Origin of the sequence: Neobacillus rhizosphaerae (genome assembly GCF_050477885.1) — a bacterium.
Classification (GTDB): Bacteria; Bacillota; Bacilli; order Bacillales; family Cytobacillaceae; genus Neobacillus; species Neobacillus rhizosphaerae_A.
Map to the genome: position 1 here is coordinate 1 of NZ_JBCNAC010000023.1, position 22,328 is coordinate 22,328.

The 22,328-nt window shown below is 40.4% G+C and carries 22 protein-coding genes, 10 tRNA genes, 1 rRNA gene and 1 other annotated feature; of the genes, 28 read left to right on the forward strand and 5 right to left on the reverse strand.

Annotation, left to right across the window (positions count from 1 at the left end; translation table 11 throughout):
• The first annotated feature begins 89 nt into the window (after window positions 1-89).
• The 11 genes from rrf (at window position 90) to ABES03_RS02815 (ending at window position 1,185) form a co-directional block, all read left to right on the forward strand.
• Window positions 90-206: ribosomal RNA gene (rrf, locus tag ABES03_RS02765) — 5S ribosomal RNA — on the forward strand.
• Window positions 207-220: 14 nt separating this feature from the next.
• Window positions 221-295 (forward strand) — tRNA-Asn (locus ABES03_RS02770).
• Between the two features lie 29 nt (window positions 296-324).
• Window positions 325-397 (forward strand) — tRNA-Thr (locus ABES03_RS02775).
• A 20-nt stretch (window positions 398-417) separates the two neighbouring features.
• Window positions 418-492, forward strand: a tRNA-Glu gene (locus ABES03_RS02780).
• Between the two features lie 4 nt (window positions 493-496).
• Window positions 497-572: transfer RNA gene (locus ABES03_RS02785), tRNA-Val, on the forward strand.
• 27 nt (window positions 573-599) lie between these two features.
• Window positions 600-675, forward strand: a tRNA-Thr gene (locus ABES03_RS02790).
• 19 nt (window positions 676-694) lie between these two features.
• Window positions 695-779, forward strand: a tRNA-Tyr gene (locus tag ABES03_RS02795).
• Between the two features lie 47 nt (window positions 780-826).
• Window positions 827-901, forward strand: a tRNA-Gln gene (locus ABES03_RS02800).
• Window position 902: 1 nt separating this feature from the next.
• Window positions 903-975, forward strand: a tRNA-Lys gene (locus ABES03_RS02805).
• 54 nt (window positions 976-1,029) lie between these two features.
• Window positions 1,030-1,104: transfer RNA gene (locus tag ABES03_RS02810), tRNA-Gly, on the forward strand.
• A gap of 5 nt (window positions 1,105-1,109) precedes the next feature.
• Window positions 1,110-1,185 (forward strand) — tRNA-Ala (locus ABES03_RS02815).
• Window positions 1,186-1,389: 204 nt separating this feature from the next.
• Here the strand turns inward: ABES03_RS02815 and ABES03_RS02820 are convergent.
• Complete coding sequence (locus ABES03_RS02820) at window positions 1,390-1,512, reverse strand: hypothetical protein (protein WP_430114971.1); 123 nt, start codon at window positions 1,510-1,512, stop codon at window positions 1,390-1,392.
• A gap of 96 nt (window positions 1,513-1,608) precedes the next feature.
• On the opposite strand from ABES03_RS02820, the gene rocF reads away from it, so the two are divergent.
• Window positions 1,609-2,508 carry an arginase gene (rocF, locus tag ABES03_RS02825; protein WP_430114973.1) on the forward strand — a complete coding sequence of 300 codons (900 nt, stop codon included), beginning with the start codon at window positions 1,609-1,611 and terminating at the stop codon, window positions 2,506-2,508.
• A 220-nt stretch (window positions 2,509-2,728) separates the two neighbouring features.
• On the opposite strand, the gene ABES03_RS02830 is transcribed toward rocF, so the two are convergent.
• The gene (locus tag ABES03_RS02830) at window positions 2,729-2,914 is read right to left on the reverse strand and encodes an aspartyl-phosphate phosphatase Spo0E family protein (RefSeq protein WP_430114974.1); all 186 of its coding nucleotides are present in this window, start codon (window positions 2,912-2,914) and stop codon (window positions 2,729-2,731) included.
• A gap of 166 nt (window positions 2,915-3,080) precedes the next feature.
• Here ABES03_RS02830 and sigW point away from each other — a divergent pair, with 166 nt between their 5' ends.
• The 11 genes from sigW (at window position 3,081) to ABES03_RS02885 (ending at window position 14,546) form a co-directional block, all read left to right on the forward strand.
• Complete coding sequence (gene sigW / locus ABES03_RS02835; protein ID WP_309856857.1) at window positions 3,081-3,644, forward strand: RNA polymerase sigma factor SigW; 564 nt, start codon at window positions 3,081-3,083, stop codon at window positions 3,642-3,644.
• A gap of 18 nt (window positions 3,645-3,662) precedes the next feature.
• Complete coding sequence (locus ABES03_RS02840) at window positions 3,663-4,286, forward strand: anti-sigma factor family protein (RefSeq protein WP_430114975.1); 624 nt, start codon at window positions 3,663-3,665, stop codon at window positions 4,284-4,286.
• Between the two features lie 190 nt (window positions 4,287-4,476).
• Window positions 4,477-5,304 (forward strand): diadenylate cyclase CdaA, encoded by an 828-nt coding sequence (gene cdaA, locus ABES03_RS02845; protein WP_430114976.1) that lies wholly within the window; start codon window positions 4,477-4,479, stop codon window positions 5,302-5,304.
• The gene (locus tag ABES03_RS02850; protein WP_430114977.1) at window positions 5,297-6,529 is read left to right on the forward strand and encodes a CdaR family protein; all 1,233 of its coding nucleotides are present in this window, start codon (window positions 5,297-5,299) and stop codon (window positions 6,527-6,529) included. Before cdaA ends, ABES03_RS02850 begins: the two co-directional genes overlap by 8 nt.
• Before the next feature lie 35 nt (window positions 6,530-6,564).
• On the forward strand, window positions 6,565-7,914 hold the full coding sequence (glmM, locus tag ABES03_RS02855; RefSeq protein WP_430114978.1) for a phosphoglucosamine mutase: 1,350 nt from the start codon (window positions 6,565-6,567) through the stop codon (window positions 7,912-7,914).
• A 497-nt stretch (window positions 7,915-8,411) separates the two neighbouring features.
• Window positions 8,412-10,214 carry a glutamine--fructose-6-phosphate transaminase (isomerizing) gene (gene glmS, locus ABES03_RS02860; protein ID WP_430114980.1) on the forward strand — a complete coding sequence of 601 codons (1,803 nt, stop codon included), beginning with the start codon at window positions 8,412-8,414 and terminating at the stop codon, window positions 10,212-10,214.
• Between the two features lie 204 nt (window positions 10,215-10,418).
• Window positions 10,419-11,123: an esterase/lipase family protein gene (locus ABES03_RS02865; protein WP_430114981.1), complete on the forward strand. Its 705-nt coding sequence runs from the start codon at window positions 10,419-10,421 to the stop codon at window positions 11,121-11,123.
• 87 nt (window positions 11,124-11,210) lie between these two features.
• On the forward strand, window positions 11,211-11,939 hold the full coding sequence (locus ABES03_RS02870; protein WP_430114983.1) for a hypothetical protein: 729 nt from the start codon (window positions 11,211-11,213) through the stop codon (window positions 11,937-11,939).
• Window positions 11,936-12,676 carry a hypothetical protein gene (locus ABES03_RS02875; protein WP_430114985.1) on the forward strand — a complete coding sequence of 247 codons (741 nt, stop codon included), beginning with the start codon at window positions 11,936-11,938 and terminating at the stop codon, window positions 12,674-12,676. The genes ABES03_RS02870 and ABES03_RS02875 overlap by 4 nt, the downstream gene beginning before the upstream one ends.
• Before the next feature lie 142 nt (window positions 12,677-12,818).
• The gene (locus ABES03_RS02880) at window positions 12,819-13,736 is read left to right on the forward strand and encodes a class I SAM-dependent methyltransferase (protein WP_430114987.1); all 918 of its coding nucleotides are present in this window, start codon (window positions 12,819-12,821) and stop codon (window positions 13,734-13,736) included.
• Between the two features lie 114 nt (window positions 13,737-13,850).
• Window positions 13,851-14,546 carry an AIM24 family protein gene (locus ABES03_RS02885; RefSeq protein WP_430114988.1) on the forward strand — a complete coding sequence of 232 codons (696 nt, stop codon included), beginning with the start codon at window positions 13,851-13,853 and terminating at the stop codon, window positions 14,544-14,546.
• 731 nt (window positions 14,547-15,277) lie between these two features.
• On the opposite strand, the gene ABES03_RS02890 is transcribed toward ABES03_RS02885, so the two are convergent.
• Window positions 15,278-16,189 (reverse strand): nuclease-related domain-containing protein, encoded by a 912-nt coding sequence (locus tag ABES03_RS02890; protein WP_430114991.1) that lies wholly within the window; start codon window positions 16,187-16,189, stop codon window positions 15,278-15,280.
• 173 nt (window positions 16,190-16,362) lie between these two features.
• On the opposite strand from ABES03_RS02890, the gene ABES03_RS02895 reads away from it, so the two are divergent.
• The 5 genes from ABES03_RS02895 (at window position 16,363) to ABES03_RS02915 (ending at window position 21,251) form a co-directional block, all read left to right on the forward strand.
• Window positions 16,363-17,340, forward strand: a complete 978-nt coding sequence (locus ABES03_RS02895; protein ID WP_430114993.1) for an ABC transporter ATP-binding protein — start codon at window positions 16,363-16,365, stop codon at window positions 17,338-17,340.
• Window positions 17,337-18,140, forward strand: coding sequence for an ABC transporter permease (locus tag ABES03_RS02900; RefSeq protein WP_430114995.1), 804 nt, complete (start codon window positions 17,337-17,339; stop codon window positions 18,138-18,140). Before ABES03_RS02895 ends, ABES03_RS02900 begins: the two co-directional genes overlap by 4 nt.
• Window positions 18,141-18,146: 6 nt before the next feature.
• Entirely contained in the window at window positions 18,147-18,929 is a 783-nt protein-coding gene (locus tag ABES03_RS02905) for an ABC transporter permease (protein ID WP_430114997.1), read from the forward strand.
• 100 nt (window positions 18,930-19,029) lie between these two features.
• A complete protein-coding gene (locus tag ABES03_RS02910) occupies window positions 19,030-20,526 on the forward strand; it encodes an HD domain-containing phosphohydrolase (protein ID WP_430114999.1) in 1,497 nt (498 codons plus the stop codon).
• Window positions 20,527-20,678: 152 nt separating this feature from the next.
• Window positions 20,679-21,251 (forward strand): TetR/AcrR family transcriptional regulator, encoded by a 573-nt coding sequence (locus ABES03_RS02915; protein ID WP_430115002.1) that lies wholly within the window; start codon window positions 20,679-20,681, stop codon window positions 21,249-21,251.
• A 40-nt stretch (window positions 21,252-21,291) separates the two neighbouring features.
• On the opposite strand, the gene ABES03_RS02920 is transcribed toward ABES03_RS02915, so the two are convergent.
• Together ABES03_RS02920 and ABES03_RS02925 are read right to left on the reverse strand one after the other, a co-directional pair.
• Window positions 21,292-21,540, reverse strand: a complete 249-nt coding sequence (locus ABES03_RS02920; RefSeq protein ID WP_430115003.1) for a hypothetical protein — start codon at window positions 21,538-21,540, stop codon at window positions 21,292-21,294.
• A gap of 109 nt (window positions 21,541-21,649) precedes the next feature.
• A complete protein-coding gene (locus ABES03_RS02925; protein WP_430115004.1) occupies window positions 21,650-21,907 on the reverse strand; it encodes a small, acid-soluble spore protein, alpha/beta type in 258 nt (85 codons plus the stop codon).
• A 103-nt stretch (window positions 21,908-22,010) separates the two neighbouring features.
• Window positions 22,011-22,225 (forward strand) — a binding site (T-box leader).
• Window positions 22,226-22,328: the final 103 nt, after the last annotated feature.

Sequence of the window (22,328 nt, forward strand, 5' to 3'; positions counted from 1 at the left end):
CATTATCTAGTTTTGAGGGAATGAAAAAAATGAATTTTCCTCTTGAAAAAATCAAAAAAGACATTATAATAAAATAGTGTCAATAATAGTCTGGTAATTATGGCGAGAAGGTCACACCCGTTCCCATACCGAACACGGAAGTTAAGCTTCTCAGCGCCGATGGTAGTTGGGACGAAAGTCCCTGTGAGAGTAGGACGTTGCCAGGCTGTTATCTTACTGTTCCGCAGTAGCTCAGTGGTAGAGCTATCGGCTGTTAACCGATCGGTCGTAGGTTCGAGTCCTACCTGCGGAGCCATTTTTATGTCATCAAGAAAATTCAGCTATGCTTCCATAGCTCAGTAGGTAGAGCACTTCCATGGTAAGGAAGAGGTCAGCGGTTCGAGCCCGCTTGGAAGCTTACCTATTTTTATGAATATCGGCCCCTTGGTCAAGCGGTTAAGACACCGCCCTTTCACGGCGGTAACACGGGTTCGAATCCCGTAGGGGTCACCATTTTGGAGGATTAGCTCAGCTGGGAGAGCATCTGCCTTACAAGCAGAGGGTCGGCGGTTCGATCCCGTCATCCTCCACCATTTAAATATTACTAATTTTAAACTTACGCCGGGGTAGCTCAATTGGTAGAGCAACTGACTTGTAATCAGTAGGTTGGGGGTTCAAGTCCTCTCGCCGGCACCATTTTTTTAAAAATAAATATGGAGGGGTAGCGAAGTGGCTAAACGCGGCGGACTGTAAATCCGCTCCCTCCGGGTTCGGCGGTTCGAATCCGTCCCCCTCCACCATTTATATTTTTTAAAAAGTTGGACAAACTAGAAATACCATTCAATATTGGGCTATAGCCAAGCGGTAAGGCATCGCACTTTGACTGCGACATGCGTTGGTTCAAATCCAGCTAGCCCAGCCAAGAGCCATTAGCTCAGTTGGTAGAGCATCTGACTTTTAATCAGAGGGTCGAAGGTTCGAGTCCTTCATGGCTCATTAATTTAAGATAAAACCCTGGGATATGTATCCTCGGGTTTTATCTTCGAATATGCGGAAGTAGTTCAGTGGTAGAACATCACCTTGCCAAGGTGGGGGTCGCGGGTTCGAATCCCGTCTTCCGCTCCAAACATGGGGCCTTAGCTCAGCTGGGAGAGCGCCTGCTTTGCACGCAGGAGGTCAGCGGTTCGATCCCGCTAGGCTCCACCATCACACTACATAATTTGCCTTAAATCAGCCAATGATTTAAGGCTTTTTTTATGAGCTTGAATTCTTGCTAATAATAATAGAAAGGTCGCATAGAGTGGCCCTAAGAGCCTGTAATCAGGATTAATAAGAAAAAAAGGTCGCATAGAGAGGTTCTAAGAGCCTGTAATTAGGATTAATAAGAAAAAAAGGTCACATAGAGAGGTTCTATGAGCCCGTAATCATGATTATTAAGTAAAAAACAGCCCCTACCCAGCCCACATAAGAGCCCATCTCATCAATATCAGAACCAGCACAGTCAAATAGAATACCATATTCCCAACCCCACATCTCCCCACCGCATATATATACAAAATTTTGTTGAGTTGAGTCATATGTATGAAAGCGGTTAAAATAGTATTGATAAAGGGTTAGGGAGGAATTGCTTTGACTAAGAAACTATCGATTATTGGGATGCCTATGGACTTAGGCCAAATGCGGCGTGGAGTGGATATGGGGCCTAGTGCCATCCGCTATGCAGGAATCTACGAAAGGTTAAAACCGCTATTCGACGAAATTCACGATTTAGGTGATATCCCAGTTGGAAGACCTGAAGTTGTCGTAGATAAAGAATCAAACTTACGAAATCTAGACCTAGTGGCAGAAAAAAGTACGTTGCTAGCTGAAAAAGTAGACGAAGTCATTCAATCAGGGGCATTTCCACTTGTATTGGGTGGAGACCATAGCATTGCAATTGGTACGTTAGCTGGCGTTTCCAAGCATTATAAAAACCTAGGTGTCATCTGGTACGATGCGCACGGTGACTTGAATACAGCTGAGACAAGCCCTACAGGAAACATCCATGGGATGCCTTTAGCAGTCAGCCTTGGATGGGGTCACTCTTTATTAACCCAAATCTTAAACTACTCCCCAAAGGTCAAGCCTGAGAATGTTGTCATTATTGGAGCAAGGGCACTTGATGATGGCGAAAAAGAATTAATTAATGAAAAAGGTATAAAAGTCTATACTATGCATGAAATTGACCGTTTAGGTATGACGAAAGTAATGGAAGAAACGATTGCCTATCTAAAGGAAAAAACGGATGGTGTTCACTTATCACTTGATTTAGATGGTCTAGACCCTAGCGATGCGCCAGGAGTAGGTACACCAGTTATGGGTGGAATAAGCTACCGAGAAAGTCATCTTGCTATGGAAATGCTAGAAGAGGCAAAAATAATTACTTCTGTGGAATTTGTAGAAGTGAACCCCATTCTAGATGAAAAAAATAAAACTGCAGTATGCGCAGTTGAGTTGATGGGTTCATTATTTGGTGAAAAACTTCTATAAATAAAGAAAGCAGCTGGATAACCACAGCTGCTTTTTTTATTGTTTAGGTAATTATAAAAAGGTCCGAGTGTGGATAACTGAACTAGTTGTCTAAATCTAGCTCCAGCGCCAAGCCCCTCGGGTCAAATAACCTTTGGCAAGAAAAGTCAAAAGGCGGACTTTTCTTGCCGAAGAACATTTGCCCGTCGGGGCTGAACGAGGCGCTTCCGCCTTTTGTTCTTTAGGAATCCAATGTATGATACTGATAGAGCAACACATCAAGCTTTTTACTTACTGCAATGACATGGGGATGTAACAAAGAAGTCTGGGATGCAAGTCGTACCATTTCATCGCGGCATATTTCTATTTCCTTCATTAACTTAGGACGTTGAAGACCCACTTTGCACATGACCTCTCTTCTTTTCAATCGTTATTATCTTTTTACCCCATGGAAAAAACTTTAAACTATTTCCTTAACGGTATTAGTAAATTTTGTTAATATTATAGGTATTGAAAGTTATTTCGTTTTAAACGAAACTTTTTTGCTAGCGATTCGTATTATCGTATAGCAACATTGGAGCTGAGGTATTTTAATGGAAGCTATAATTAAAAAAAGAATAAAACAAGTCATTAAAGGCGACCAGGATGCTTTTGGTGAAATCGTCGAGATATATAAAAATAGTGTCTACCAGCTTTGTTTTAGAATGCTGGGAAACCGACATGAAGCGGAAGACGTGGCACAGGAAGCTTTTATCCGAGCATATGTAAATATTAAATCGTTTAATCAAGATTTAAAATTTTCTACTTGGCTTTTTCGGATAGCCACGAATTTATGTATTGACCGCATGAGGAAAAAGAAACCTGATTATTATTTAGATGCGGAAGTGGCGGGAACGGAAGGATTAACTATGTATGCACAGGTCCCATCCAATACTCCGCTGCCTGAAAATGAGGTCGAAAGTTTGGAGTTGCATGAGACCGTACAACAGGAAATCTTAAAACTACCTGAAAAATATCGATCTGCTATTGTTCTAAAATACATTGAAGAGCTTTCATTAAATGAAATTAGTGAAATTCTTGATTTGCCGCTTGGAACGGTTAAAACAAGAATCCACCGAGGACGAGAAGCGTTAAGACAACAATTAAGATATGTGTGATAAGAGGTGAAACGTTAAATGTGTCCAGAACATATCATTGAACTAATGCACGAATATTTAGATGAAGAAATAGAACCAGAAAAAGAACAAATACTACGAGAGCATCTCAAAAGCTGTTCAGAATGCGATGCAATATTTAATGAACTGAAAAGGACCATTGCTTTTGTACAAGGCATTTCTCATATGCAGGCTCCAGAAGATTTTACAGCAAATGTGTTAGCTCGTCTTCCTAAAGAAAAGAAAAAGATAGGGATGCAACGGTGGTTGAAAAATCATCCTATACTTGCTGCAGCATCCGTATTCGTTGTCTTAATGTTAGGAAGCCTATTTTCCACTTGGAATCAGGACAAGGAATTTGCCGTATCCAAGCAAAAAAACTTAGTGGTGAAAAATAATACTGTCATAGTTCCTGAAGGAGAAGTAGTAAAGGGCGATGTGGTGGTTCGTAACGGAAAACTTAAAATAGAAGGTGAAGTCCAAGGAAACGTTACTGTTATCCATGGAGAAAAGTATCTTGCTTCAGCGGGACATGTAACCGGACAAATTGAAGAGGTTAATGAGGTCTTCGACTGGATATGGTATCATATGAAAAAGGCAGGACAAGATGCTGTCCAACTTTTTGAACAGCCTGGAACCGAATAACAACAAATCACTCTATACATGAGTGATTTGTTTTTTTAACCAAAGAGATTTCACTTGAAATATCCGTATAGTCGATGGTTGAGGGGAGTTAAGGTATATAGATATACATATAATAAGTATATGTTGAATTTATGGTATAATAATTAAGTTGTGATGAATAAGGTCTTTATAAAATTACGGAGGAAAAACAATGCAGTTTGCTGATTTCACTGTATGGAAGTATTTAGCTAGTATTGTTGATATTGTCCTCGTATGGTATGTCATTTATAAACTGATTAATGTGATAAAAGGAACAAAAGCTGTTCAGTTATTAAAAGGGATTCTGGTGATTCTCTTAGTCAGAGTGGTCAGTGAGTTCCTTGGCTTAGTCACATTAAGCTGGATGATGCAACAAGCCATAAATTGGGGATTTCTTGCTATAATCATTATTTTTCAGCCAGAACTAAGAAGAGCTCTTGAGCAATTAGGAAGAGGACGTTTTTTTTCACGGAGCAGTAATCCGGATGATGATGACCAGGAAAAAACAGTTGAGGCGATCATTAAGGCAACAGATTATATGGCCAAACGCCGTATCGGTGCTTTGGTATCGATTGAGAGAGAAACAGGTATGGGTGATTACATAGAAACAGGTATTCCATTAAATTCCACGATTTCTTCGGAATTGCTCATTAATATTTTTATTCCAAACACCCCCCTCCATGACGGGGCTGTGATTATTCAAAAGAATAGTGTGGCAGCGGCCGCCTGCTATCTTCCTTTGTCTGAGAGTCCGTTTATCTCAAAGGAACTAGGCACAAGGCATCGGGCAGCACTAGGAATTAGTGAAGTTACAGATAGTATTACCGTCGTTGTGTCTGAAGAGACAGGTAGTATCTCTCTTACAAGGAATGGAGAACTACATCGTGATTTAAAATCAGAGGGATTAAAAGAATTACTTACGAGTGAATTAGTCATTCATAACAAGGCGAAACAAGCTTCTTCCGCTCGCTGGAACTGGAGGGGGAAGAATAATGGATAAATTGATGGATAACCCTTGGTTTATAAAAATTCTTGCGTTGTTATTGGCAGTTCTTTTGTATAACTCTATCCCACCACATACAGGAAAAGAAATTACGGATGTGAATGTACCGAGCGTGCAATCATCCGTTACCATTAAGGATTTTCCTGTAAAAGTGTATTATGATACCGAAAATTTAGTGGTATCTGGCATTCCAGATACGGTGGATATTACACTAAAAGGTCCAACTACACATGTCCAATCAGCCAATGCTTTAAGAAACTTTGAAGTATTCGTAGATTTAACGAATGTGAAAATTGGAAAGCAAAAAGTGAAACTTGAGGTAAAAGATCTTTCGGATAAACTAAAGGCAACCTTGAAGCCAGATACTGTCACTGTCACGGTACAAGAGAAAATTACTAAAGAATTCAAAGTAGAAGCTGAATTTAATAAGAACCAGATTGAGGATGGGTATTCTGCCGGACAACCTGTTGTAGAACCAAATAAGGTAAAGATAACAGGGGCGAAAAGTGATATTGATCGGATTACCTATGTAAAAGCCACTTTGGAAGAAAAAGAGAAAATGAAAGAGACAGTAACAAAAGAAGCAACTGTCCAGGTGTTGGACAAAGAATTAAATAAATTGGATGTGAAGGTGGAGCCAAGTACGGTGAAGGTCACGATTCCAATTAAGGATAATAGCAAAACAGTACCGATTTCCATCATTAAAAAAGGAACACCGCCAGCTGGAGTAACGATTGAATCCATCGATTTAGATATAAAAGAGGCGACCATTATCGGTCCGGAGGATATTCTTAAGGAAACGGAAAATGTACGTGTGGAAGTTGACGTAAGCAAAATAACGGGTAACACTACACTGGATTTACCTGTCATTATTTCGAATGGAATTATCAAGGTGACCCCGCAAATGGTAAAGGCGACGGTCGTTGTGAAAAAGATGGAAGAAAAAACAGTATCGGACATTCCTTTAAAAATTCGAGGATTACCCGAAAACTATAATGCGGAGATTAACGACCCGGTAAATCAGATGATCAGCTTATTGGTTACTGGTCCTAGTGCAGCTGTAAATGGGTTAAAGCCTGAGGATTTTTCCGTGTATGTTGACCTCTCCAGCCTTTCTGAAGGGGATTACGATGTTAATATCCGTATAGAAGGCCCTAAAGATCTCAATTGGAAACCGGATAAAGCAAAGGCGAAAATTACAATCACTAATAACAATGCATAAGATCCAGCCTATATATTGAAGGAGCGATTTTTGAAATGGGAAAATATTTTGGTACCGATGGGGTACGCGGAGTAGCAAATAGTGAATTAACACCTGAATTAGCATTTAAATTAGGCCGATTTGGCGGTTATGTTTTAACAAAGGATAAAGATCGTCCAAAGGTACTCATTGGGCGTGATACACGTATATCTGGACATATGCTTGAAGGTGCTCTCGTAGCAGGGTTACTATCTACTGGTGCTGAGGTTATGCGTTTAGGTGTCATTTCTACACCAGGTGTTTCTTATTTAACAAAAGCATTAGGAGCTCAGGCGGGGGTAATGATTTCTGCCTCACATAACCCTGTAGCGGATAATGGGATTAAATTCTTTGGTCCAGACGGGTTTAAACTTTCAGATGAGCAGGAAAATGAAATTGAAGAACTAATGGACTTACTTGAAGATCAACTGCCACGACCAACAGGTGGCGACCTTGGACAAGTCATGGATTATTTTGAAGGCGGACAAAAGTATCTGCAATACTTAAAAAATAGTGTAGACGAAGATTTCGCCGGTATTCATATTGCCTTGGATTGTGCGCACGGGGCAACATCTTCATTAGCATCTCACCTATTTGCCGATTTGGATGCCGACCTTTCAACGATGGGGGCATCACCAAACGGGTTAAATATCAACGCAGGTGTGGGTTCCACACACCCTGAAGCACTTGCTGCTTTAGTAAAAGAAAAAGGTGCAGATGTCGGTCTATCGTTCGACGGGGATGGAGACCGTTTGATTGCCATCGATGAAAAAGGGAATATTGTTGATGGAGATCAAATTCTTTATATTTGCGGCAAGTATATGAAGGAACATGGCCGTTTAAAGCATGGAACGATTGTTTCTACAGTCATGAGTAACCTTGGTTTTTATAAAGCCTTAGAAAGTCACGGAATTAACAGTGTACCGACTGCAGTTGGAGACCGCTATGTGGTGGAAGAAATGAAGAAAAACGGATTTAATTTAGGTGGAGAACAATCCGGTCATATTATTTTCTTAGATTACAACACAACAGGTGACGGTTTATTAACAGGATTACAATTAGTAAACATTATGAAGGCAACACAAAAGCCATTATCAGAGCTAGCAGGAGAAATGAAAAAATTCCCTCAAAAGCTTGTGAATGTTCGCGTGACGGATAAGCACCATGTAACTGATAATGCTAGCGTGAAGGAAGTCATTGAACAGGTAGAGGCTGAAATGGCTGGAGATGGAAGAATTCTAGTTCGTCCTTCCGGAACTGAACCTCTTGTTCGTGTAATGGCAGAAGCACCAACACAGGAACTATGCGATGCTTATGTTGATCGTATTGTTGCTGTTGTGAAAGAAGAAATGGAATTAAAAGAATAAATGAAACAGGGCTCCAGCATAAAAGCTGGAGCTTTTCCAATTTAGGGGAACGGGAAGAATCCCCGTTGCATACTTTATTATGTATTATCGGTTATATATGGAAAATATTTATAATTTTAGGTTATTAGTTGACGGACTCTGCCAATCATAGTACTATTAACATGCTTTATTTTTTAAAGCAGGTTGACCATTCTAATATAGAAAGGTGGATAGGTGTTAGGTACTAATAATAAAAGCGCCTGAACTAATCTTCAGTGGGTAGATTAGTTGACGAGGAGGAGGTTTATCGAATGATCGGCGGATACCTCCCGGTTGCAACGCACAACCGAAAAAATTCTTCTTTAAAACATAGGGGCAACTCTGTGCACAAAGAGAAGAATATGCGCATACTAATTGTAATGTTTAAAACGGTATAGACAGATACCTAAAAAACAGAGATAAGGGGGCAAGTACGCCTCCAAAGAGCCTTGCCCCCTGTATCAGGGAGGAAACAGAAAATGTGTGGAATTGTTGGATATATTGGATATAACGACTCGAAAGAAATTTTATTAAAAGGGTTAGAAAAACTTGAATATAGAGGATACGACTCAGCAGGTATTGCTGTAAAAAACGAAAACGGCATCCATGTGTTTAAGGAAAAGGGCCGTATTGCGGATTTACGTAACATTGTAGATCAGGACGTTATGGCTAACATCGGGATTGGTCATACTCGCTGGGCAACACACGGTGTTCCAAGCAAAGTGAACTCTCATCCGCACCAAAGTGCATCTAGCCGTTTTACGTTAGTTCATAATGGCGTTATTGAGAACTATGACCTGTTAAAGAACGAATACCTAACAGACGTAACATTTGTTAGTGAAACAGACACAGAAGTTATCGTTCAGATGATTGAACTTTTTGTTAACGAAGGATTAGACGTTTTAGAAGCTTTCCGTAAAACACTAACATTGTTACACGGTTCTTATGCGCTTGCTCTTTTAGATGCTGAGGACAATGATACCATCTATGTTGCGAAAAACAAAAGTCCACTTCTTGTCGGTCTTGGAAATGGCTTTAATGTAGTTGCTAGTGACGCCATGGCTATGCTTCAAGTAACTGATCAGTACGTAGAATTAATGGACAAAGAAATTGTTATCGTAACAAAGGATGAAGTGACAATTCAAAACCTTAATGGTGAGATCATTAGCCGTGCTCCATATAAAGCCGAACTGGATGCAAGTGATATTGAAAAGGGTACGTACCCACACTATATGCTAAAAGAAATTGATGAGCAGCCATTAGTGATGCGTCGAATCATCCAAAAGTACCAAAGCGAGCAAGGTGAATTAACGATTGATCGTGAAATCATCGATGCTGTCAATGCTGCAGACCGAATCTACATTATTGCTGCTGGTACTTCTTATCATGCAGGTCTTGTTGGAAAGCAATTTATCGAGAAAATGGCAAAAATTCCAGTTGAGGTTCATATCTCAAGTGAATTTGGCTATAACATGCCATTGCTTTCTGAAAAGCCATTGTTTATCTTCATTTCACAAAGTGGAGAAACAGCGGATAGCCGTGCCGTTCTTGTAAATGTGAAAGAAATGGGTCATCCTGCCTTAACGATTACGAACGCTCCAGGTTCTACGCTTTCTCGTGAAGCAGACTATACGCTTTTATTACATGCTGGTCCAGAAATTGCTGTTGCCTCTACAAAGGCTTACACTGCTCAGTTAGCTGTTCTTGTAATTTTAGCGGAAGTGGCAGCGAAAACTCGAAACCTAACGGTTGATTTTGATCTTGTAAAAGAGCTAGGTATTGTGGCGAACGCGATGGAAGTTCTTTGTGATTCAAAAGAAATCATCGAACAGATCGCAAGAGAATTTTTATCCGTTACACGCAATTGTTTCTTCATCGGCCGTGGAATTGACTTCTATGTTGGCTTAGAAGGTGCCTTAAAGCTGAAAGAGATTTCTTATATTCAAGCAGAAGGCTTTGCTGGCGGTGAATTAAAGCACGGAACCATCGCTTTAATCGAAGAAGGTACACCAGTAATCGCTCTTGCAACGCAAGAAAGTGTAAACCTAAGTATTCGTGGAAATGTAAAAGAAGTTGTTGCTCGTGGTGCAAACCCATGTATCATCTCGATGAAGGGTCTAAACCGTGACGAAGACAGCTTCGTGATTCCAGAAGTAAATGATTTATTAACACCACTTATCTCTGTCATTCCATTACAATTACTTTCATACTACGCAGCTCTACACCGCGATTGCGACGTAGACAAACCGCGTAACCTTGCTAAATCAGTAACGGTTGAGTAATTGTCATTAGGATAACTTAGCCTCGTTCCAATTTTTATTGGAACGAGGCTTTTTATTTTTTGACTATGTAATAAAGCAGATAACTTCCCCCCTATTAAAAAATAGTAAAAGAATACCGGCATTTCATATAAATATCGGAATATATAATTAAAGGACTGTTTCTAATTTTAATAGATTAGTTGGTTAATAATGGGGAGGTTATTTATGAAAAGAGTAGTGAGTTTGTTGACGACTTTTATCTTAGTTTTTGGGGTGTATCAATCAGCTTATGCTGCAAGGGGAAACACCACAACGCCATCTGTTGATCCCGTTATTTTTGTCCATGGATATACCGGTTCCACATCGAGTTTCGATACGATGAAGCAGTGGCTGATTAGTGCAGGCTGGCCGGAGAGTCACTTATTTGCCCTTCAATTTTCAAATACAACAGGAAGCAATGTACAAAATGCGAATGAGTTATCACAATTTGTTAGCCAAGTATTGAAAAAAACGAAGGCTACTAAGGTGGATATTATTGCACACAGTATGGGTGGCCTGAGCACTCGATTTTATATTAAAAATTTGGATGGGGCAAGCAAGGTTAACGATGTGATTACACTTGGTTCACCGCATCATGGCACAAACAGCGCCTTCTACGGCTTCTTTACTGCAGGTGCAAGAGAAATGATGCCAGATAGCCAGTTCCTTCAGGATTTAAATAGTGGGGATGAGACTCCAGGTGCTTTTGTTAAATATACCTCTATTTACAGTACAACTGATGAAGTGATAAATCCTTATACTAGTTCGATACTAACTGGGGCTAAAAATGTTGAGGTAAGTGGTGTTAGCCATAGTGGGTTACTGAGCAGTGAGGCGCCAAAACCAGCAATATTGGATGGCTTAAATGGTAAGGGCGAAAATAACAACTAGCTTAAAGGCAGGAGTTTAAATACCTGCCTTTTTAATAAAGGATATTTGTAGATTATTGGAGAATTATGTAAAGTGGGAGGCGGTAGGATGAATATTTCATATCATTTTTCTCTTAATCTAATAGAGTTGATTTTTGATCTTATATCGTGGGCCATAATTGGGTTGATTGCCTACCGGCTATATAAACATAACCCAGACAAATCAAAGGTTTGGAAGATTATTGTTTGTATTTATATTGGACTCTTTTCATTTTCTATCAATTGGAATGTGGCGGATACTCCGATAAAGGTTGCTATTTTACCATTAGGTGTTTGGATTTTATATTGGTTTTTAAAGAGCAAGGAAGGAAGATGGGAGAGATACCGCTCGTTTGCTTGGCTAGGCTTTTGGGCAAATTTCATCTTTTTAACAGCTACGTTACTTTCTATACCAATTCATCAGTTTTTTTACTCGGAAGATGAACTTTCGACCTATATCTCTCATGTGGAGGGTGCTTCCGTCATCACTACACATCCTTCGGCGAATGAGCAAACTTTAGATAAGGGAAGTTTGCAAAAACAATTACCTAATATGAAGCCCGTAGTGAACCATGGAATCGAATGGTATAACGAAATTGAATCAGTCGGTGGAGAAGATACTAAAAGAAATGAAAAATTTCCATATCAAATTACAGGTTTTACTCCTAAATGGGGAAGTAATCTTCATGCCGTTATTTACATAGAAGCCGATGGGAAAGGATTGTTAATATCTACGCCGAAAAAGCAGCTTTATTTCCGCTCAAAAGAGTCACTGTTTATGGGAGGGAAGCAGCAATGAAAGCAAGAAAGATGGTATCTCCCTTATTAGCTGTTGTTATTGTTGTTTCCAGCGTATTGGTTTATTGGTTTTACTATTCGAAGCCGACTGCATTCCCCAAAAGAGATCAATTAATCGAGAAGATTCATCGTGTTTTTCCCGATGCTTCTCCAAGCGTCATTCAGGATACCATCCCTATTGATGAGCGGCATAGGTTTGTCCCCTTTACTTCGAAGGATGGCAAATATGGAGTTAGTTTTTGGCAATGGGAATATCATCAATGGAAAGTAGTTTCCATAGAAACTACAGGAGATGTGCATGTGTGGAAAATTGACAATAATGACCCATCGACGTATTACTTTTTGTGGAATTTTCATCCAAGTGACCAAGTGAGCCAATTGAAATTCTATTTGATTCGGGATAGAACCTATCATGGTGCGAATAGAGAACTATGGTATGAACCTGGGATTCAAATGGAAAAGATAGTTGAACAAAAAAGATCCTATGGATTGTTGAAAATGCCTGCTGATTGGGCTTCGTCTATGAATGCCTTTTCACATGTTGGTACTACGGAACAAACTGAACTCTTATTTAACGTAAATATACCACCTAATGGGGGATTGCATTTCGGTTATATTCCCTACGATAAGTCGAAACATGTTGCAAAAACAATGAATTCTGTAAATGGAAGTAGCTATCAAACGGGAAATATTGATCAAGAGTATGTCCAGCAGTTAAGCGAATCAGAAATTGAATAGTCATAAAACAAAAATATTGACAAAAAAATTTATTTATGCTATAATTTATATTTATTGTAAATGTTTTTTTGATGTCATATAATAAACTCCTGGCAGAATTCTGCTAGGAGTTTTTTTGTTTTTATAGGAAGGGGGAGTTTCTTTGGAAAAGAACAAGGAAAGTTTAACGGCATTAGTCAGCTGCTATGCTAGGGGATATCATGCCTTACAAAGCAATCAACCCGTTTTTAAAGATTTTATAGCCAGTACCCTGTTAAAGGAGGAAGAAAAGCAGTTAATCAGCACAAATTGGGCGAATGCAATTGCTTTTTTTGCGCCAGAAAAGAGTGAAACCTTGAAGACTTTTGAAGAAAAATTGCAGTGGGTGATGAATAACCAAACCGTTCCTCAATTAGTCAGCCGCTCTCGTTATGCAGAGGATGGATTGTTATCAGCGATTGTACGAGGCGTCAGACAGTATGTGATTTTGGGTGCGGGCTTTGATACCTTTGCGTTGAGACAAGAAAACCTCCCAGATGATTTTATCGTTTATGAAGTTGATCATCCCGCAACTCAAGCTTTTAAAATTAATCGCCTCCAAGAAATGGGGATTGAAATTCCGAAGAACGTAAAATTTGTCCCTGTTGATTTTAAAAAAGACTCGCTTCAGGATGAGTTAATAAAGGTCGGCTATAATGAACAAAACTTAACCTACTTCAGCTTACTTGGAGTGGTGATGTACCTAGAGAAAAAGGATTTCTATCAACTTCTTTCTACTGTTTCTGATCTGTCTGTGAATGGTAGTTCTTTCATCTTTGATTACCTCGACGATACTGCATTTAATGACGAACTAGCCTCCAAGAAATTAATCCAAATGCGACAAATTACGGCCCACACTGGTGAACCGATGATAACTAGCTTTGACCCATTTACGCTAGATCTGGAACTCCAAGATTGTAATATGTTAGTCTATGAAAATCTATCCCCTGCTAATATTGAAGAATGGTACTTCGCGGATAGAGAGGATGACCTGCACGCCTTCGATCATTTTCACTTTGCACATTTAGTGGTACGGAAATAGGAAGAAGTCTGGAAACACCGTTCAATTTAAGGGAACGGTGTTTTTTGTGTGTTTTTTAAAAGGAAAAGTATGGTAAAATTTTCAAAGGAAGGCGTATGTTTAGGAGGGGATAGATTGAGTAAGTATTCGATTAATGAATTTATTGATAAAACAGAGCAGGTAGATAAAGGTGAGGGGTTCTTTGAATTGGAGACTCCTAGAATGCTAGAGGTGAATCTGGACGGTCAGGTTTGGGCGAAAGCGGGTTCGATGGTTGCGTATCATGGGAAAATCAAGTTTGAGCGTGAAGGGATTTTGGAGCATGGACTGGGAACAGCTTTCAAAAAGGCAATCACCGGTGAGGGTGCCTCGTTAATGAAAGCCGGCGGCCAAGGAAAATTGTATTTGGCGGATGAGGGCAAAAAAATTATTATTCTTCACTTGAACAATGAATCCATCTACGTGAATGGTAATGATTTGCTCGCATTTGAACCGAGCATTAAGTGGGAGATCAAGTTAATGAAAAAGGTTGCCGGGCTAATGGCTGGCGGTTTATTTAATGTTCGTTGTGAAGGAACGGGGATGATTGCCATCACGACTCATTATGAACCGCTCACCCTAAGGGTTACGCCAGGACAGCCTGTTATTACGGATCCAAATGCAACGGTTGCATGGTCAGGTAACCTTAGTCCGGAGTTTCAAACGGATATTAGTTTGAAGACCTTCTTTGGAAGAGGAAGCGGCGAGTCCATTCAAATGAGATTTGCAGGTGAAGGATTTGTTGTAGTGCAGCCATACGAAGAGGTTCGGAGGATTGAGAACAAGAGCTAGAGAATTATTTGGGAGGACGCCGTTTAGGGAATGAGCTAAGCGGCGTTTTTTCTTTGAGTTGTGAGGCTATTTGACTGTGTGGAATGCAAAAAGAAGAGGATGGTTCCGCAGAGAGGTGGTTCTATGCGACCGAAACCAAAGGAAAAAACAGCAAAAGGTCGCGTAGAGGAGTTCTATGCGACCGAAACCAAAGGGGAAACAAGTAAAAGGGTTCGTAGAGGGGTGCTATGCGACTGAAGCCAAGGGTGAAAATGGCAAAAGGGTTCATAGAGGGGTTCTATGAGACCGAAGCCAAGGGTGAAAATGGCAAAAGGTCGCGTAGAGGGGTTCTATGCGACCGAAGCCAAAGGGGAAAAACAGCAAAAGGGTTCATAGAGGGGTGCTATGAGACCGAAACCAAAGGGAAAAAAAGCAAAAGGGTTCATAGAGGGGTTCTATGAGACCGAAGCCAAGGGTGAAAATGGCAAAAGGTCGCGTAGAGGGGTTCTATGCGACCGAAGCCAAAGGGGAAAAACAGCAAAAGGGTTCATAGAGGGGTTCTATGAGACCGAAGCCAAAGGAAAAAACAGCAAAAGGTCGCGTAGAAGAGTTCTATGCGACCGAAGTCAAAAGGGAAAATAGAAAAGCGGTCTCGTACAGTGTATTTACGAGACCACGGACAAAGCAAATGGCACAAAACAGTCGCTTACAAAAGTTTTACTTGTTTAAAAATGAGGTATTTCAAACTTTTCTCACTCATAGTAAATCCATCTACCGTACCCTTTTGCACAAAGGTTTTTTCTTAAAATCCTAACAAACCTCTTTCGTGAACCACTCTCACCACACCACTCGTAAACAAGAGTAGTAGTAATCTTCCTATCCGGAAAAAGCAGCCTTAACTCCGCCACAGCTCGAAGGACTGCGGCTTCTATAGTCTCTTCATGGCCGCAAACATTACACACCAAACGTCTATCTCTTTGGAAAGTAGAAAGGGAGTGGCACATCGCACATATTTTCCCCTTTTTCAATTGGTCAAAATGATAGGGAGGATATTTGCTAAAGGGATACACATTTTGGTGGGCAGACATTAATTGGTCAGCGAGATCTTTATGTCTTTTTGACAGCTTCGAAGGAATAGTGTTTAATCGCTGGACAAGTTGATTTAACTGCGTAGGGAAAATAATTGGCTTGTCATGGGGAGCTTGATATAAGGTGAACTCAGGGTTAATGAAGACAATGTGACCATCAATAGGTAACTGACAGCCGAGTTTTTTCAAAAATTGGCGAAGTAATGTTTCGCATCGCTCCAATTGGTGCAATGGATTTTTTAAATGGTTGCTACCCTGAAGTCTCCGAAACTTTTCAGCTTCGTACAAATAGTCGCCTTCTGAATTTTTCACATCATACACGAGGATTTTTTGTGGAGCAATTAATAAGGTGTCGATTTGGAAATAAGAGTTGTTAATTTCAAGGAGTAGACCGTTCAAAATGTAAACATCACATTGAGGCCCCTTTGTCAGTTTATCGAACATCAACTCTCCTTCATATCCCTTTTCAAGGGTGAGATAGTAATGTTTTTCATCTGATGTTAATTCACTTCGTGCATGTAAACTCCTCCAGACTAATAATTCCTTTGATTCGGTACGAGGTTTTAAAACATCCATAGGCCACTTCCTTTCTTAAAAAAACACTCATGTCTATTTTATAAAAATTCACTTATAAACACGTGCTACACAAGTGAACATTTAGTTAACTTTTACTATTCAGAATATTATTGACAAAAATCGCCACTGAATGTTATTATTTTCCTCTGTGACTCAAAAGGAGTGAGACGGTATTGATTAAATTAGAAGGTATCTCGAAATCCTATAAGGTTGCCCAGCGCACATCCGGAGTCAGGGAAGCGGCAAAATCCCTATTCTACCGAAAACATACGATAGTAGAAGCACTGAAGGGTATCTCTTTTTCTATTAATCCAGGAGAAATTGTCGGTTACATCGGACCAAACGGGGCAGGAAAATCTACCACCATTAAAATTATGAGCGGAATCCTGGTGCCTGACACCGGGAGCTGTAGCATTATGGGTTACACCCCTTGGAAGGATCGAGTGCAATATGTAAAAAACATCGGGGTGGTTTTTGGCCAGCGTTCCCAGCTCTGGTGGGATGTACCCGTACTCGATTCATTTGAACTGTTAAAAGATATTTACAAGATTCCGCAGCAAGAATATAAAACCACCATTGATCTGCTTATTGAAACACTTGAACTGCAAAGTATCGTCCAATCACCCGTCCGTCAATTAAGCTTAGGGCAGCGGATGCGCTGTGAAATTGCAGCTTCCCTCATTCATAATCCCAAGATTTTATTTTTAGATGAACCGACCATAGGCCTTGATGCGGTCTCAAAAATTGCCGTCCGTCAGTTTGTTAAAACAATTAACAAGGAAAAGGGTGTCACGGTCATTCTCACTACACATGATATGAACGATATTGAAGCATTGGCTGAACGGGTCATTCTGATCGGAAAAGGAAGCTTATTATATGATGGCAATTTAGATGAATTAAGAAGACAGTTCGGTACCAATAAAACCATTACGGCAGATTATGAAATAAATCTAAAGCAACCTCATATACCAGGTACAACAACTCTTACTTGGTCACCTGAACGAGTTGTTTTAAGCGTAGATACTGAGGAGATCAAGACATCCGATGTGATTACCCAGCTGTCCAATCAGGTTGAGCTTCAAGATGTAACCATCGAGGCTCAGCCGATCGAAGATATTATTGTCCAGCTCTATAAGGAGTACCAAATATGAGACCATATGTATCCTTTTTGAAGCTGAGGCTTAACATGGGGATGCAGTATCGGACGGCTGCATTTGCGGGAGTGGCCACACAATTCTTCTGGGGTATGATTATTATTATGGTGTTCGAAGCCTTCTATGAACATGCGACCAAAACACCGCCCATATCCTTACCACAAATAATTACATATGTCTGGCTTCAGCAGGCATTTCTTGTCTTTGTCACGATGTGGTTCCGCGATAATGAACTGTTTGAACTGATTACAAGTGGAAACATTGCTTATGAGCTTTGCAGGCCTTGGGAACTCTATGGATTTTGGTATGCGAAGCTGTTGGCCCAACGGCTGTCGAGTGCAATGCTACGCTGCTTTCCTATATTGATCATTGCTTTCATTCTGCCTGCCCCATATAGACTACCGATACCGCCAAGTGGCACTACACTTATCCTATTTATCATCACCTTATTGTTAGGCTTGCTTCTGCTAATTGCTATTTCTATGTTCTTATACATATCCGTATTTGTGACCATGTCACCGGTGGGCTCGCTTCTAGTATTTAGTGTACTCGGAGAGTTTTTTGCAGGTTTAATCATCCCAGTTCCGCTCATGCCGTCATGGCTTCAGACTATTGCCAATATCCTTCCGTTCCGCTGGACAGCTGATTTTCCGTTCAGAGTCTATTCGGGGCATATCTCCGAGCAGGCTGCCATCAACGGGATCCTTATTCAACTTGTCTATCTGTCTGTGCTTGTTGTATTAGGAAGGTTCTCACTTAACCGGATATTAAAGAAAGTCGTTGTTCAGGGAGGTTGATGTAGGTTGCGCCTTTATTTTAAATATTTGCAGATTCTCTTTAAATCTCAAATGCAGTATCGGACGTCCTTCCTGCTGTTGTCGTTAGGGCAGTTTTTTATTCCGTTTGCCGTTTTTGCAGGCGTGTACTTATTGTTTGAGCGATTTGGTCAAATAAAGGGGTGGGAGTTTTTCGAGGTAGCCCTTTGCTTTGGGATTATTCATATGGCCTTTGCCTTGAGTGAATGCTTTGCACGGGGATTTGATTCCTTCTCAAGTCTCATCATTAAGGGAGACTTTGATCGGGTGCTGGTAAGGCCGAGAAGTACCTTTGTCCAAGTATTGGGCTCTCAATTTGAGTTTACGAGATTTGGCAGGCTGCTTCAAAGTTTGTTTGTATTAATTTGGGCAGTAATGAATTTATCGATCGATTGGACGCTCTTAAAAATGTTGACGCTTCTGTTCATGATTATCAGCGGGGTGCTTATCTTTACGGGGATTTATATGCTTGCGGCTACCATGTGTTTTTGGACTGTACAAGGACTAGAGGTGGCAAATATTTTTACTGATGGCGGAAGGGAGATGGCCCAGTATCCTCTTAATATTTATCAGAAATGGGTTTCTCGTCTCTTCACCTATGTGATTCCTTTTGGCACCGTCAATTATTTGCCATTACTTTATATTCTCGGGAAGAGTGAGGGGAATGGCGTTCTTTACATGCTCACACCAGTAGCCGGAAGTCTTTTTATTCTACCGTGTTTTCTAGTCTGGCAATTTGGGGTAAGACATTATCGGTCAACAGGGTCCTAAGTTTTTTCCTGTTTAAGGTAGTTGTAGATACAAACGAGATGAGTATTCGTTTATAATTATTTTTACAAATCTAGTTTCGCTGAAAGCAGGCCAATAATGTATGAATGAATATAGACAATTTCGACAGCAATTGTTAAAAAATTATTTAATAGGGTCATCGCTAGCGGTTGGAGTGGTCGGCGGTGTCTTTATTTTCTTCACTTTAACTCTTACCCAAACTGAATATTTGTATATGTTAGGGATTTTAGGAGCTTCTTTTATCATTATGATGATTTTAGAATATCTTCAGTTCTCTAAGGACATGAAGCCTATTTCTGATGTATTTACGAAAGAAATACACGAGTTTGCAGATTTTCAACGTGTGTTTGATTATTTGCATGAATTTCCGCTAGTGACATTTAAGCGAATTATGGGGCCGCACTTATTAGGCTTATCCGCTCCTGCTATTGTTTTAACGGTTCTTGCTATAAAACTTCAGCTTCTACATATTTCATACTATTATATTTTGCTAGCCATGGCCGGGGCTACGCTTGTAGCAGGAATGCACGGAATTATTGAATTTTTCCTAGCTATAAAAGCCGTTCAGCCACTATTAAAAAAAGTAGAGCAGATGGCAATCAAGCAATTCGGAGAAATGCATGCGCTAAAAGGAAAAATGGTTCTTTCAATTAAGCGTAAGTTTCAGTTCAGCTTTCTTTACATTTCGGTGTTTCCGATTCTTTTATTCGGGTTAGCTACCCAAGTAAAACTGGACATTGGAGAAAATTCGGGCCAAGGTTTCTGGAGTTGGGCCGCAGTTATAATTGTGCTTGGTCTCATCTTTGCCTACTATGGTGCCAAGCTGCTATTTCTAGATGTCCATCAGCCGATTGACCAGCTTAGGCAATCCATGAAAGAGGTCCAGGAAGGCTCTTTGGTAAAAACCGATGCCTTGTATTCGGATGAATTCGCAGGACTAGTAAATGGATTTAACCATATGGTGGGCGCGATTCAGGCTCGGGATGAAAAAAACAAGGCCATGTTTGCAAGTTTTTTAGAGAGTATGACAGCGGCATTAGATGCAAGGGACCAATATACTTTTGGTCATTCTACCCGAGTGGCTGCCTATTCCCTTGAAATTGGAGTGAAAGCGGGCTTGAATGAGGAAGAGCTGCTGCTGTTAAAAACCTCGGCCCTATTACACGATATCGGAAAGATTGGTGTAGCTGATCGAATCCTCTTAAAGGATGGTAAATTAACGGATGAAGAATATGCTGCGATTAAGAAGCATCCCGAAATAGGTAGAAGTATTATCAAACAGGTGCAGGGATTTTCTGAGCTTCAACCAGTAGTGGAAGGGGTGCTATACCATCATGAGCGGTATGATGGAAGGGGCTATCCGGAAGGCTTGAGTGGTGAGGATATTCCTCTCTTTGGTAGAATCATTGCTGTTGCGGATGCTTTTGATGCGATGACCTCCAATCGTCCTTACCGAAGCGGCATGCCGGTTGACAAAGCGCTAGCGATTATTCATGAGGGCAAAGGTACCCAATGGGATCCTGAGTTCGCAGAAATCTTTGTTGAATTAAAAAGGGGAATGGCCCGAAGCCTAGCATAAAAAATTGACAAAACATGACCAGGATTAGGTCATGTTTTTTGTCCATTTTCCAAACAAATTCCCAGAGGTTTGAAACCATTATGGAGCTGTGCTATAGTGAAATTATTAATATGACCGTAGAACTAAAATAGTCAAAAGGGAGGGAAGTCTGAATGGCACCCGATAGAAGAAAGATGATTGTTAAGGCTGCAACTAAGTCTTTTTCGCTGTTTGGCTACAAAGCGACAACTATGGACCAGGTTGCGAAGCTTGCCAATGTGGGAAAGGGAACGATCTATACCTTTTTTAAAAATAAAGAAGAACTATTTGAAGAAATCATTTCCTCGCTGGTAAAAGAAATGATAGCAGAAGCTGAGGCGGTCATTCAACCGGATCTGCCGTTTACGGAAAAAGTCCATCGAGCTCTCTATCGTTTATTAGAATTCCGTTCACAGCACCAGCTTATGATCAAGTTAGTCCAAGAGGAAGCGGAAATGGGAACAATCGCCGTATCCGAAATGCTGCAGCATGTGGAAAATGAGATTATCACCTATTTAAAGGGGAAAATTGAAGTTGCCATTGCTAAAGGATCCATACCTGCAACAAACCTCGAGTTAACGAGCTTCCTTCTGTTAAAAATGTACATCGCGCTTGTTTCTGACTGGGAGAGACATCACGAACCGCTAAGCTCCGAGCAAATAGCGGAAGTGATTAAGGTATTCTTTTTAAAAGGACTAATCATATAGAAAAAAGACTTGTGCAATCAACCTGCACAAGTCTTTTTTATCATTGTATTTTATTAGGTGCCACCTTGCTGTTGGCAATGTATTCTTCCATTAAACTTAAAAAGGTTCCAAACAGGTAATTGACCACAGAGCCTAAGAGGATACCAAATCCAAGCGCAGTTAAAAGATAAGCATTATTGGAACCGTTTACAAATTGTCCGAACAAAATAAGAATAATGCCTAACATACTCCCGAAAATAGCGGTCCTTTTAAAAGTAAAAATGCTTTTTAAATGTATTTCACGCATCATTATCAACTCCTTGTTAAGAATATTCTATCAATTGTCACAAAATTGTCAAACTTTTTTTAAAAAATAAGGAGGTCAGACCGAAAATGGGGTCTGACCCCCTTAGACACATTTACTGTTTTTTCGTTAGGTTTTCCTGTGCCATTTTGACAAGTTCGCGGACCATACTGCCGCCAAGTCTGCCTCCCACTTTTCCTGCCTGTTCTGAGGTGAGCTTGCCGTTGTAGCCTCTTTGTAAAGGTACCCCCACCTCTTCAGCAGCTTCAAACTTTGCCTCCTCCGGGCTTGGTGATTGAACCACCTTTGCCTTAAGGGCATCTAAACCGCTACGCGCTTCAGGAACGAGTATTTTATTTCTTCTTCTAGCCAAGTGAATCCCTCCTTTAGATTTAGAATTTCCTTATTAAAAAAAATAATCAATATTCAGTGGATAAATCCTTTTCCTTCCAGTATAATAACTGGTAATAAAGTCGGAAAAGTCAATGAAAAAGAGAGTAATTACCTAGGATGTTGCAGCGAGTCAGGGGTGGTGGAAGCCTGATACGGAATAGATAATGAAGCGCACTTTTGAGATGTGGACCTGAACTTAGTAGGGTGCACCGGAGAATCCTCCGTTATAAAAGGGAAAGCCGGTTCATTGTGAACAATTAGAGTGGTACCGCGGGAATAACAAACTCTCGTCTCTTTATTAGAGGCGGGAGTTTTTCTATTTTCTAGGTTGTGTTAAAGAACATTGTTGATTCTTATCACCTGTTTATTGGAGCGGAAGGCACGAAGACTCCTGTGGGAGT